Raw genomic sequence first — 13717 nt, forward strand, 5'->3', positions numbered from 1 at the left:
CATTCGGGATCGAACGCTCCGCCGGTCAACGATCTGGTGGCGATCTCGATCAAAAACGGTGCGGTGCGAAGCATCGCCTCGGGGCATGATTTTTACGCATCCCCCGCCCCCTCTTCCGATGGCCGCCGTTTGGCATGGCTGGCATGGAATCAGCCGGATATGCCTTGGGATGCGGCGGCGCTTTACATCGCCGATATCGATGACGAGGGATTGCCCGTCGCTCCGGCGCACCGAGTGATGGGCGGCGCCGAGATCGCCGCTTTTCAGCCCTCGTGGTCGCCCGACGGATCCTTGTGGTTCGTCGCCGATCCCGATGGTTGGTGGAATCTCTTTCGCCTGAAGGACGGAGATATCCGTTGCATGCATCGCGCGCCCCGCGAATTCGGCAAACCCCTGTGGCAGTTGGGGACGACCACCTTCGGCTTCGACGGTCGAGGCGATACGATCTGCACTTGGCGCGATTCCACCGGGTGGCGACTCGGTCGTCTTGGCAATTCGGGGTTGGAGATCATCGACTTGCCATGGACGAATATCGATGGCCTTCGGGTCGACGGCGATACCGCGGTTTTCCTGGGAGGGGCCCCGGATCGGAGCACGGCGGTGGTCAGCGTCGATCTCGCCACCGGCCATAGCCGGATCGTTCGTAAATCGAGCCCGGCGGATATCGACGAACGCTTTCTTTCGCGCCCGACCCCCATCACCTATCCCACCGCCGGGCAAGACGAGTGCGCCCACGCCTTCGCCTACGCCCCGCATAACACCGAATGCCGCGCCCCGAAGGGAGATCGTCCGCCACTGTTGGTGATCCTCCACGGCGGTCCCACCAGCGCCGCCTCCGACGCCTTCAATCCCATGATCCAATTCTGGACCAGCCGCGGATTCGCCGTTTTGGATATCGATTATCGCGGCAGCACCGGATACGGAAGGGCTTATCGCGAACGTTTATACGGACAATGGGGGGTGGCCGATGTCGAGGATTGCGTCGCCGGAGCGATGTATCTGGTGGCGCAAGGCCAAGCGGATCGCCGGGCTTTGGCCATCAGGGGCGGCAGCGCCGGCGGTTATACGGCATTGGCCGCCTTGGCCTTCCACGATGTCTTCGGCGCCGGAGCGAGCTATTACGGGATCTGCGATTTGGAGGTTTTGGTCGGCGACACTCATAAATTCGAAGCCCGCTATTTGGATCGTTTGATCGGCGATTGGCCCGCCGCCCGCGATCTCTACCGCGCCCGCTCGCCCTTGCATCATGTCTCGCAGGTCCATTGCCCGATCATTTTCTTTCAAGGCCTCGACGATCGAGTCGTCCCCCCCAATCAAAGCGAGCTGATGTTCGAAGCCCTCGATCGACAGGGATTGCCGGTGGCGGCATTGACCTTCGAGGGCGAGGGGCATGGTTTTCGTCAGGCGAAGACGCTGCGCCGCTGCTTGGAGGCGGAACTGCTCTTTTACGGTCGGGTATTCGGATTCGAACCCGCCGATCCCATCGAGCCCCTCGAGATTCGAAACCACCGAGCGAGTCTCGACCCATCCCGATGAAGCGTTTGCCTTATCCCCAAGAACCTCATCCCCAAAAACCCAAGGAGTTCACGAAGAACATGGCCGAAGTGAAAGACTACCTGATCGCCCCCTCGATCCTCGCTGCGGATTTCGCTCGCTTGGGGGCCGAAGCCGAAGCGGTGCTCGCCGCCGGCGCCGATATGATCCACTTCGATGTGATGGACAACCACTATGTCCCGAATTTGAGCGTCGGACCGTCGGTTTGCGCCGCCCTTCGCCGCTACGGCATCGCCGCCGATATCGATGTGCATTTGATGGCCAGCCCGGTGGACCGTTTGATCCCGGAGTTCGCCGAGGCGGGCGCGCGCTGGATATCCTTCCACCCCGAAGCCACCTTGCACTTGGATCGCACCTTGCAACTGGTGCGAGACCAAGGTTGCCGATGCGCCTTGGCCTTGAACCCCGCCACCCCCCTGACGGTGCTCGATCATGTCCTCGATCAGCTCGATATGGTGCTGTTGATGTCGGTCAACCCCGGTTTCGGCGGGCAGTCTTTCATCCCCTATGTTTTCGACAAGATAAGGCTTTTGCGTTCTCGTATCGATGCCTTGGGCAAGCCGATTCGTCTGCAGGTGGATGGCGGGGTGCACTTGGGCAATATGGAGGCGATCGCAAGGGCCGGGGCGGATACCTTCGTTGCAGGTTCGGCGATCTTCAAAAGCGACGATTACACGGAAACGATCTCGAAGATGCGCAATATCCTCGCCGCCTCGGGAGGGGCGCCGCCCGAGTAGCGCCTGAACGGATCGCCTCGAGGACTTCGGCGATCGTGTCGATCGTGTCGATAATTTGACAAGGGATGATGGTTTTTGAACAATCCACCGAGGCAGATAGCGGATATTGGATATCGCTTCGTCCGATCTCCCGGCAGTTTTTGATTTCCGAACGCGTCTTGGCTCCTTTCGGCAACCCTTCGGGTAAAACCGCCGGGGGATTTGCAAGGCGTTTTTTTCTTCGATGTATTCCCGTATCGAGTGTCGGCGAGTACCTTTGATCGCCGCCAGTCCTTAGCGAAGAGGATCGATCAAATGTCTTTTATCAAAGAATCTTTCAAGGTCGTACTGTTGGCCGCATCGGTGATGATGATCGCCCTTCCGGCAACCGCCCAACCCGAGCATATCGTCGGCCTGATCACCAAGACCGACACCAATCCCTTCTTCGTCAAGATGCGAGAGGGAGCCAAGGCCCGCGCCGCCGAGCTGGGGATCGAACTACGCACCTTCGCCGGCAAATATGACGGGGATAACGAAGCGCAGGTTTCAGCGATCGAGAGTCTGGTCGCCGCCGGAGCCATCGGTATCTTGATTACGCCCTCGGATCCGGCCGCCTTGGCCGATACCGTCCGCCGCGCCCGCGAGGCCGGTTTGGTGGTGATCGCCCTCGATACGCCTTTCGATCCCATCGACGCCGCCGATGCCACCTTCGCCACCGATAATTTCCGGGCCGGGCTCTTGATCGGCCAATGGGCAAGGGCCAAGATGGGATCCGCCGCCGCCAACGCCAAGATCGCGACCCTCGATCTCTCCGAAGCCCAGATCACGGTCGATGTGCTTCGCAATCAGGGCTTCTTGCAGGGTTTCGGCGTCGATGTGAAGGATGTCAAGAGGATGTATGACGAGGACGATTCGCGCATCGTCGGCAGCGGCATGACCCAAGGCTCGGAGGAAGGCGGACGCACCGCGATGGAGAGCCTGCTGCAAAGGGATCCCGATATCAATCTCGTCTACACCATCAACGAACCGGCGGCGGCCGGGGCTTACGAGGCTCTCAAAGCCGCGGGCAAGGAGAAGGATGTGCTCGTGGTCTCGGTGGACGGCGGCTGTCCCGGGGTGCGCAATATCACCGACGGCGTGATCGGCGCGACCTCGATGCAGTTCCCGCTGTTGATGGCCTCTTTGGGGGTCGAGGCGATCTTGAAGGCCGAGGAAACCGGCGAAAAGCCCCAAACCACCGAGGGCTTGGACTTCTTCGATACCGGAGTCACCTTGATCACCGACGAGCCCGTCGACGGCGTTCCTTCGATCACGTCCAAAGAAGGACTGACCCAATGCTGGGGTTGAGCCGAGTCTGATCGACAAGGCTTTGCCGAAGATCCCCGCCGACGACGACAGGCAAGGCTTTGGGAAGATACGAATATCGCAAGGGGAGAGGGGGGAGGCAAGCCCCTTCTCTCTCCTTGCGATTTCGTCATATCCCTCGATCCGCAAAATCGATCCGAAAGATGCGTGCCGAGCCAATCGTTATCGGATTTCGCCTTCCCCTTGCGTGCCCCGAGCGCCACGCTCCGATCAAGCAAGACGATGCTCTCGACATCGTAGGTAGCGTGATCTCGTCGATCCCCGTCGAGGATTCGCCGAAGGCTCATCCACGAAATATCGAACCCTCCCGTGCATCCCGTTCGCTTTGACCATCACCCCGTCGGCGGAATCCTCCGTTTCCAGCGGTTCTTGCATTCCAAGCCCACCGCCGCCCCCCTGATGGTGCTGCTGTTGAGTTTGATCGCTTTTGCCTTCATCGCCGGCGAGCGCTTTTTCACCCCCTTCAATATCTCCCTCATCATCCAGCAAGTAACGGTCATCGGGATCTTGGGTGCGGCTCAGACCCTGATCATCCTTTCGGCGGGCATCGATCTCTCGGTGGCCGCGATCATGGTCTTGAGTTCGGTGGTGATGGGTCGCATCGGGGTGGTCTACGGTTTGCCCATCGAGATCGCGCTGCTTGCGGGCTTCGCCGCCGGTAGCGCCTGCGGCTTCTTGAACGGCCTTTTGATCACCCGTCTTCGCCTGCCCCCCTTCATCGCGACCTTGGGTACGTGGTCGGTCTTTTTCGCCCTCAATCTTTGGTTCTCCGAGGCGCAGACGGTGCGCTCCGCCGATATCGATCGCTTGGCTCCGGTGCTCAAGTTCTTCGGCGAGCGGGTCGGGATCTTCGGCGCCCAACTCACCTACGGCTCTTTCTTGATGCTCGGGCTCTTCGCCCTGTTATGGTATGTCCTGAACTGGACGGCATGGGGGCGGCGGGTCTACGCGGTCGGAGACGACAAGGAAGCGGCGGACCTTGCAGGCATTCGATCCGACAGAATGCTGCTCTCGATCTACACCGTGGCGGGGTTGATCTGCGCCCTCGGTGGCTGGGTGGCCATCGGGCGTTTGGGTTCGGTCAGTCCGCAGAGTTTCTACGAGGGGAATCTCGATGCCATCACCGCGGTGGTCATCGGGGGCTGTTCGCTGTTCGGCGGCCGCGGCTCGATTTTGGGCACCCTCATCGGGGCGCTGATCGTCGGCGTATTCCGGTCCGGTCTCAAAATCGCGGGGGTCGATGTGCTCTGGCAGGAATTCACGGTCGGGGCTTTGATCATCGCCGCGGTGGCGATGGATCAGTGGATTCGCAAGGTATCGGCGTGAGCCCTCCGGTTTTGCAGGCTCAAGGCCTCGTCAAGCGCTACGGCCATGTCGTGGCGATGGACGATTGCGATTTCGAACTCGGCGCCGGTGAGATCCTCGCGGTGATCGGTGATAACGGGGCGGGGAAATCCACCTTGATCAAGGCCCTGTCGGGAGCGGTGATCCCCGATGCCGGTGAGATTCGTCTCGATGGTCGAACCGTCGCCTTTCAATCCCCGATCGAAGCCCGTCGTGCCGGTATCGAAACCGTCTATCAGAACCTCGCCCTTTTGCCTGCGCTTTCGATCGTCGACAACATGTTCTTGGGGCGCGAAATCCGCAGTCCCGGCTTCATCGGCAAATGGTTGCGTCGTCTGGATCGCGAGGAAATGCGCAAGGTGGCGCGCAAGAATCTCACGGAGCTCGGGCTGCTGACCATCCAGGACATCGATCAGGCGGTCGAGACCCTCTCCGGCGGTCAGCGGCAGGGAGTGGCGGTGGTGCGGGCGGTGGCTTTCGGCTCCAAGGTCGTGATCATGGACGAGCCGACCGCGGCCCTCGGCGTGCGCGAAGGGCGCCGGGTTCTGGATCTGATCCGCCAAGTCAGGGATCGCGGATTGCCGATCGTCCTGATATCGCACAATATGCCGCATGTCTTCGAGGTCGCGGATCGAATTCACGTTCACCGCTTGGGAAAGCGGATCGCGACACTCGATCCCACCGATGTCGATATGTCCGATGCGGTGGCCATCATGACCGGGGCGATCGAACCGCCGCCGCAAGACAAACCCGCCCTTTGAGAGCCCGGCATTCACCTTCGGCTCTCTCCTTGACTCCCTTTTATCCACCACCAACTCAACGGACTCGCCAAGATGTATCTCGTATGCGGAGAAGCGCTCTTCGATTGTTTCGTCGATCAAGCACCATCGAGCCCCGAAGGGGTCGAGATTCAAGCGGTCGCCGGTGGTTCGCCTCTCAATGTCGCTCGCGGGATCGCGAGGATGGGGGGGCGGGCGGCCTTTTTCGGAGGGCTATCGACCGACGATCTCGGAGATCGGCTTCATCGCTTGCTCGAAAGCGAAGGGGTCGAAACCCGCTTCGTGCGGCGGGTTGCGGCCTCCACCCCTTTGAGCTTCGTCGGTACCGACCGGGCCGGATTGCCGAGCTATGTCTTTTATAACCAAGGCACGGCGGAATGCGCCATCACCCTCGAGGATATTCCGGTGCTCGACGAGGGAATTCACGGATTGCACATAGGCTCCTATCCGCTCACCGTCAATCCGATCGCCGATGCCCTTTTCGCCTTGGTCCGGGATCGAAAGGAATCGTTCATCTCTTTGGATCCCAATGTCCGTCCGGCCATCGTTCCCGATATGCAAAGGTGGCGGGAGCGGGTGGAGGCGATGGTGTCCCATACGAATCTGGTGCGCACCAGTATCGAGGATCTCGAACATCTCTATCCGATGCAATCCGTGGACGAGATCGCCCGCCGTTGGCTCGCAAGCGGCCCCGATCTGGTCATCGTCACCTGTGGCTACGATCCGGTATTGGCATGGGGCGCAAGCGGTGAGCGGATCGAGTATCGACCGCGATCGGTCGATGTCGTGGATACCGTCGGTGCCGGGGATACCTTTCAGGCGGCATTGCTGACCCGGATCGCCGAACTCGGCCCGCCCAAGGATATCGTGCGGGGGATCGCCGAGGATGCCTTGGGCGAGATCCTGGCATTTGCGGCATCGGCGGCGGTGATCACTTGCCAACGACGAGGTGCGGATCTCCCGTCGAGGGCCGATATCGAGCACTGAGCAGTCTCTTTCGGGTGCCCGCCCGCGCTGCGGCTTCGATGCCCCCGCCGCCCCCGCCGGTGGCCAAAAAAAGGGAGGGAGTGGATCAGTCCAAAAGCCTCTCTTCCAAGGGATAGGTGGTCAGCATTTCATAGCCTTCTTCGGTGATCAGCACCTGTTGCTCGATCTTGACCCCGTCCCGCTCGCCCACCGCCCCGTGATAACTCTCCACGCAAACCACCATCCCCGCTTCGAAAGCCCCGTCGCCTACCGGCACCTTACGAAACGATGGTTTGATATAGGGGTATTCATCGCACATGCCAACCCCGTGCAAGGTGCATACATAAGCCTGTTGCCAAAAGGCTTCGTCGGGGATATAGGCCTGTCGTTGGAATTCTTTGAAACTCAAGCCGGGGCGCAACAAGGCGAGGTTGTATTCGATCTCCTCCACCGCCAAGCGATAGAGTTGTTTTTGTCTTTTGCCGGCATGATTGCCGCAGAGAAAGGTGCGAGAGATATCGGCGAAATAACCGAAAGGGCCGACCATATCGGTATCGAATCCCACCAAGTCTCCCGCTTCGATACGCCGATCGGTGGCCTCTTGAAGCCATGGATTGATCCGCGGCCCCGATGCCAGCATGCGGCCTTCGTGCCAGTCGCCGTTATTGGCGATGTTGGTATAGTTCAAAAGCCCCCATAACTGCAATTCATTGACGCCGGGTTCGAGCGCCTTTCTCATCTTGGCAATCCCGTGCTCGGCAACGGCCACCGCATGGCGAATGCAGTTGATCTCGTCGGTGGATTTGATGAGATGCGCCCGCTCGATGATGGGGGCGGCATCGATCACCTCGATCCGCCGCCTTTCCAAGGCTTGGACGATGCTGGGATTGACATATTCCAATGCCACGCGGGTGCTTCGTGCGCCGATTTCGCTCAAATAATCGACGATATCGCCCGCCAGATCATCGGCGTGTTTGGGCAAATCGTCGCCGCCGTCGAAAAAGGAGATCGGGCGCGCCCGAGGGTATTTTTCCACCGACGGCATTCGGGCATAACCGTCGTGCAGCGCCAACGGTCCCTCCAAGGGGATGAAAAGATAGGTCAACGGGATATGCGATTGAAAGAGTTGGTAGCAGCGATAATCGATCGCATAGCGCAGGCTGATGGGATTGACGAGCATGCACATCGCCGTATCGTTGGCTTTCAATAAATCGAGGATGCGCTGCAAACGGTATCGGTGCATGCGCTCGATATCGATATCGGGAAGTGCATGCGTGGCCTGCACATCGCTCCAATCGTCATTCAAGATCATTTCTTCGACGGTGTTCATGGGTTATCGATAGGCTTTTTTTCAATCCCGCAATCGCTGCATGTTATAGAAACGAGGCGAATGTCAACCATCCTTTTCATCGATTGAAAAGCGGATATGAATCATAAGGCGTCTTCGTCTTTTTTGGGTATTGCCTGCGCTCACCGATGGGCCATAAGCATTTCCACTATCCCCACATCATCCGACGATGGGTTTGGATTCTCGATGGCTCTAAAGGTTCGAAAAAAGGGCGACGGGCGGCTTTTCCTCGGGCCAAGCGCTAGTCTCGCCGGAAGATCGCTAGCCGCATCGTCTTTTTTCGGTCATATCGAGGTTTCCCCCAAAAATCAAGGCATAAAAAGAGCATAAAAAAGGCGGCTCCCCCTTTGCAGGGAAGCCGCCTTGTTTCATCGGATTTCAGGGCCAAGAGAATTCGATGCGTATCCGAGCCTTTTTATCCGAAAGGGCGCTGCCGCAAAACCGGCGAACTCAAAGCCCGCCGCTGTTGTTGACGAGCGCCCCGCCGCCGGTGCGGGTCAGCACCTGCACGGTGATGGGATGATCCGATTTCACGCGGCAGGAAAGATCCATCTCTTGCCAGCGATGCCTGATCAGATCCGCCAGCTCTTCGGCTTGGATATGCCGAACATGATGACGTGAGATCGTCCCCAGATTGATGCTATCGAAGGCCATGCCATCGCTATCGGTGCACTCCAAAGAGGTGAAGGTGCAGTTCTCTTGGTGCGGCGCCGAACAGCGGATGCGGATATTCGATATATCCGAACTATCCGGAGACGGGATGTGACCGATATCGGCGAGATAGCGAGCGTTGTACTCGGTGTACTCTCCGGCATGGCTCTCGCATTCTTCGATCTGGCTGCAGGCAGATGCGGTGGCGCCTGTGCAGATCGCCTTTTGAGCATCGTAGAAGACTCGCTTCTCTATAGGTTCATTGTCGGTAGTTTGTTGTATCCCAAAATCTGTCGCTAGCTTATCTATCAGAGTTGTATCTCCATAATAGTTATTGGCGATACATATATCGTATATATCCTTGGCCTTCTTGGCGTCATCGTACGCCATCTTTAGCATTTCGTAATCATCCTTGTCTTGCGGGGTAGCATCTGAGGGCGGCTCCGTCGGCTCCGTCAGCACCGTCGGCATATCCCCGCAGTACTGGTTACCTTGCTCTAGATAGCCGTAACAAGCCAATTGTTCGGCACTACCTGCTTCCATTCTCTCGCATCGATCGATAAGAGTGCAGAATCCATCCATGAGAACGCTTCTGCACATCCTGAAATCGTTATCAATGCGATTGATCCGGTCGATAACCCTCGGGTATGCGCTGGAATGATTGGTGCTCAACTCCCTGTCCATCTTCTCCCGGACATCATCGAGGCACCGGTTCAAATAGGCATTGCCGGTCGAAGCCTCGTTGGTCCAATGGCTCAAGATCGCCGCGCTGTTGTTGATCAGAATGTCCTCGCCGGAGCGGGTCCATATCTGAGCCACGATATCCATCTCGCTTCTGATATCGCAAGCCAGCCTTCCTTTGCCCTCCCAACCCTCGCCGCCGGTGATCTCGACGATATCCCTAGCGCTCAAAGAATGGGTACCTCTCGCCGGGATGCGGGAGAGATACCACCCATCGAGACCGGTGCCGTCTTGGGCGGTACAGTCGAGGAAGACGGCGCAACTGGCGCTTTCATCTTGGCAGTGGATGCGCACGGTGGCCTGATCCGGGGCGGAGGCGGGGGGAATGGCGAAGACCGTGGCCTTGATGTCGAGGCTTTGCGGATCCGTCCCCGATGTCACGCCCGGGGGTACGGGGGTGAAGTTCTCGTCGTCGACGACGATGATGGCAATGCTTCTATCCCGATCCGAATAACCGCTCCCGGAGGCGTCGATACCGACGGTGATGGTATCGTTCATATCGTCATCATCCTGACGGGTTCCCACCGCTATTTCCATCGGCTCGCTCCAGTTGGACTCGTCGAGCACGACCAAGTAGCGATCCAGGCTGATATCGGTGTTGACGGGATGGGAAAAGGCGATCTGCACCGGCTCGATCGGTCGGTGCGAAAGGCTGATGCCGAATACGCCCCGCTGCCCTTCGGGAACTTCCAAGCGTTCGGTCGAAAGGACCAACTCGATGAAGGGCGAGTACTTCATATCGACGACTTCGAACCGGTTCGCATCGGCGCACTGCGTGGGAAGATCTCCGCAGAAGTCGTAGCCCGACGCTATTTGATGTTCGCGCTCGCTGTATTCGATGCACACCCTTGCGTTATTCGCCTTGCGGAAGGGGGTCGTCGGGGTCCTCGCCCCCAAGACCACCTCTTCCATCTGACAGCCGTCTCGATTTTGGTATCTGTAGTTGACGGTGACATCGTGGCGGCAGGAATTTCTCAACGACAGGAATTTGTCGTTGTTGAATTTGTCGATGCCCTCGGAGGCGACGGTGCAGATATGCGCGCCGTCGACAACTGCCGGTCCGATTCCTTGTCCGAATGATTTGCCGGATGCCAATAGTAGAAGCATCGATCCGACAATCACCCCGGTGCGCAGATTCATCGCACCGAGAATCGCTTTGATCTGGTTCATCGCCAGCTGCCTCCCGTCATCAAGTGAAGGTATCGAGTTTGCGGAAGATCGGAGATTCGGGCCCCCGGCCTTTGCGATAAGGTCTCGCATCCTGCGTCAGGTCGCAGGTATCCGGGGGCGGGCGGCTTCGCCCAAACTTCCCGAAGGTGCGATAAAGCGCAAAATCACGCCCTTTAATTTACTACATTTCCGATCGTTTCGTGCAATTGACGAAGCGAGAGAATGAGGAAAAACATTTTTCGGCTTGCAAGGCCCAAGGCTTCGAAGGAGGGCAAAATGCCTGCAAATCGCCCCCCGATTCGCCTCGATGTGCCCGATCCGGGTGTTTTTTCACCTTGGATGGTCTTGATCACCGGAGGATGATTCGGATCCTTCTTGCGATCGGACGACCTCCAATTCCAGCGAGCCCCGAGCCAGACGAGCGTGCAGGCGTTCGCCGGGGCGCACCTCGCTTGCATCTCGCACCGCTTGCACTTTCGTCTCGCCGTCGCCTTTGAGCAAGATCGAATAACCGCGCTCCAATATCGTATCGGGGCCGAGCGCGCGTAAGGTTCGATCGAGTTCTTGCACCCGCATTCGTCGATCGTCCAACGCCGAGGTCAGCGCCCGGTTCATGCCGCGTTCCAAGCGCTCCAAAAGATGGCGATATCGATGCACGATGCGCTCCAAGGACTGCCGATTCAGGCGCATCGACATCATGGCGGTGCGCTCGCGCTTGGCTTGGAGCAGGCGGTGCATCCTTCGATCGAGCCTCGATGAGACATGATCCAGCCGCTGCGCATGGTCTTCGAGTCGCCGCCGAGGGTCGGATAATCGGCGAAGGAGGTTATCCACATCCTTGCCCAGCCCGTCGACGGTGCGGCGAATCGCTCTTTGCAACAGGCTTTCCAAGCCCCGAAACCGTTTCAGCCACTCGGCCTTGTCGGGCGCCGCTTTTTCCGCCGCTACCGAAGGGGTGGGCGCGGAGGCATCCGCCACGCAATCGGCGATGGTGAAATCGGGTTCGTGCCCGATCCCGGTGATGATGGGGATCGTGGCGCGAAAGATGGCGCGGGCCAATACCTCCTCGTTGAAGGCTTTCAAATCCTCGGCCGAGCCCCCGCCCCGAGCGAGGATCAGCAAATCGCATTCCCCTCGCCGACAGGCGCGGTCGAGCATGCGAGCGATTTCATCGGCGGCGCCCTCTCCTTGTACCGGTATGGGATGGATCAGGATCGGGATTGCGGGAAAGCGGCGCTTGAGCACCCGAAGCATGTCCTGGACCACCGCCCCGGTGGGCGAGGTGACCAATCCGATACGACGGGGCAGATCGGGGAGCGGGCGTTTGTGTCGGGCATCGAAAAGCCCTTCGGCTTGCAGTGCGGCTTTGAGTTTTTCGAGCGATCGCAGCGCCGCTCCGGCGCCCGCCTCTTCCATGCGCTGTATGCGCAGTTGGAAACTCCCGTTGACGTCATACAGGCTCACCGCCGCCTTGGCCAGCACCGACATGCCATCGGCGGGCTCGAATTTCAGGTTCCCGAAGCGCTGCGATCCGGCGAACATCACGCATCTTACGTGGCAGCGTTCGTCCTTGAGGGAAAAGTACAGATGCCCGGCGGTTGATCGGGTCAAGCCGGAGATCTCCCCCTCGACCCGAACCATCCCGAAGGTATCCTCGAGCAGGGATCTTGCCTCCCGGTTGAGACGGGTGATCGTGTAGATCTCATCCGGATCCCCTTGGTGGGGCTCGTTGAATTCGAATGCGGGCATCGGCTCGGTTCGGGGTATGTCGAGTGCGTGGGATCCGGCCTTTCGCAGGTGCCGGGGGGATCAGCCCGCTCCGCCGCCGGCGGCAGGTGCGGTGACGGCTTCGTTTTCGCCGATCCCGTATTGCTGAAAGATACGCAAGAAATCCTCGGGCTCCACCGCTCCGGGCACCGCCACCTTCCCGTCCAAGACGAAGCAGGGAACCCCGCTGATCCCGGCGTTGCGCGCTTGGCTATCCTCGCCGACGATGGCATCTCGCAGGGCATCGCTTTGCAGCATTCGGCGGGCTTCGATCCCGTCGTATCCGGCATCGAGCGCGATTTGCACCAGCGTATCCAAATCGCCGATATCCCGCCCCTTTGCGAAATAGGCTTCGAAAAGCGCTTCGACCATCGGTTCTTGCCCTTGGGGTTGCTCGCTCGCCCACCGCACCAAGCGATGAGAATCCACCGTATTCGGAGTGCGGGCGATGGACTTGAAGTCGAAGGGCAAAGCCTCCCTCGCCCCTTGGGTCATGATCCGCCCGTAGATCGATCGCGCATTTTCCTCCCCGCCGAATTTGGTCGCCAGATAATCCTGCCGATCCATCCCTTCCGAAGGCATCTGCGGATTGAGCTGAAAGGCATGCCAGATCGTCTCCACCTGCAGATCCGGCCGCTCCTTCAACGCCCGCTCCAGCCTTCTTTTGCCGATCCAGCACCAAGGGCAGATCGTGTCGGAGAAGATATCGATACGAATCGAGCGTTGTTCGTTCACGGGCACTCCTTATAGAACTTCGGGTTTCAGTAGAAATTCAGCATCTCGATCCGCTTGTCCCCGGGGCCGAGATCGATGGCCGCCTTCAACTCCGCATGGCTCGTCCTTGCCGCCGGACAATCCCCGAGATAGTAGAGGATGTCGAAATCGTCTCCGTATTTCTCGACGATCGTGCGGACGATTTCCTGCGTCAGCCCTTCGGTCAGGCAATAGCAGCGGCGATCGCAAAGCGCGAAACGATAAGAAAGCGCCTCGTGCAGATGCAAAGATCGATCGAGCATCACTCCCGTTTCCAACAGCGTTTCGAAGAGCAAACGATCGAAGTTCTCTATCCCTAAATCCGTATGGTGGGCATAGAGATCGCCTTGAAGGGTATCGGCCAATGTCGTTTCGGTATCTTGAGAAAATACCGAATCCACCACGCGATAGGATCGAAAACCGATATCGATTTTCTTCTCCGGATGCGCTTTCTCGATATTCTTTCCGGCTCTCCGAATGCGCTCCCGCGCGATATCGGCAATGGTCGGAAAAGAGGGTCGGGGACCCCCGATCTCCGAATTTTTCGGGGGGGGGGGGGGGGA

Annotated in this window: 11 protein-coding genes; 6 read left to right on the forward strand and 5 right to left on the reverse strand. The window is 59.0% G+C overall.

What is annotated here, in order from left to right; all coding sequences use genetic code 11:
* From BF99_RS0117785 to BF99_RS0117820, 6 genes are all read left to right on the forward strand, one after another.
* On the forward strand, nt 1-1536 hold a 1536-nt coding region (locus tag BF99_RS0117785; protein ID WP_025772188.1), incomplete at its 5' end, for a S9 family peptidase.
* A gap of 59 nt (nt 1537-1595) precedes the next feature.
* Nucleotides 1596-2291 carry a ribulose-phosphate 3-epimerase gene (rpe, locus tag BF99_RS0117790; RefSeq protein WP_231471444.1) on the forward strand — a complete coding sequence of 232 codons (696 nt, stop codon included), beginning with the start codon at nt 1596-1598 and terminating at the stop codon, nt 2289-2291.
* A gap of 294 nt (nt 2292-2585) precedes the next feature.
* Nucleotides 2586-3617 (forward strand): sugar ABC transporter substrate-binding protein, encoded by a 1032-nt coding sequence (locus BF99_RS0117800; RefSeq protein WP_197019211.1) that lies wholly within the window; start codon nt 2586-2588, stop codon nt 3615-3617.
* A 327-nt stretch (nt 3618-3944) separates the two neighbouring features.
* Complete coding sequence (locus tag BF99_RS23130) at nt 3945-4961, forward strand: ABC transporter permease (RefSeq protein ID WP_025772194.1); 1017 nt, start codon at nt 3945-3947, stop codon at nt 4959-4961.
* Nucleotides 4958-5740, forward strand: a complete 783-nt coding sequence (locus BF99_RS23135; RefSeq protein ID WP_038098959.1) for an ATP-binding cassette domain-containing protein — start codon at nt 4958-4960, stop codon at nt 5738-5740. Before BF99_RS23130 ends, BF99_RS23135 begins: the two co-directional genes overlap by 4 nt.
* A 72-nt stretch (nt 5741-5812) precedes the next feature.
* Entirely contained in the window at nt 5813-6745 is a 933-nt protein-coding gene (locus tag BF99_RS0117820; protein ID WP_025772196.1) for a carbohydrate kinase family protein, read from the forward strand.
* A gap of 85 nt (nt 6746-6830) precedes the next feature.
* On the opposite strand, the gene BF99_RS0117825 is transcribed toward BF99_RS0117820, so the two are convergent.
* The 5 genes from BF99_RS0117825 to BF99_RS23850 all read right to left on the reverse strand — a co-directional run.
* A complete protein-coding gene (locus tag BF99_RS0117825) occupies nt 6831-8054 on the reverse strand; it encodes a M24 family metallopeptidase (RefSeq protein ID WP_025772197.1) in 1224 nt (407 codons plus the stop codon).
* 468 nt (nt 8055-8522) lie between these two features.
* Entirely contained in the window at nt 8523-10634 is a 2112-nt protein-coding gene (locus BF99_RS0117835) for a hypothetical protein (RefSeq protein ID WP_025772198.1), read from the reverse strand.
* 330 nt (nt 10635-10964) lie between these two features.
* A complete protein-coding gene (xseA, locus tag BF99_RS0117845) occupies nt 10965-12383 on the reverse strand; it encodes an exodeoxyribonuclease VII large subunit (protein WP_025772199.1) in 1419 nt (472 codons plus the stop codon).
* 60 nt (nt 12384-12443) lie between these two features.
* Nucleotides 12444-13136 (reverse strand): DsbA family oxidoreductase, encoded by a 693-nt coding sequence (locus BF99_RS0117850; protein WP_197019213.1) that lies wholly within the window; start codon nt 13134-13136, stop codon nt 12444-12446.
* 26 nt (nt 13137-13162) lie between these two features.
* The coding region (locus BF99_RS23850) for a hypothetical protein (RefSeq protein WP_025772201.1) at nt 13163-13717 on the reverse strand (555 nt) is incomplete at its 5' end.

The sequence above is a fragment of the Thioalkalivibrio sp. HK1 genome, assembly GCA_000583135.1.
Lineage (GTDB): Bacteria > Pseudomonadota > Gammaproteobacteria > HK1 > HK1 > HK1.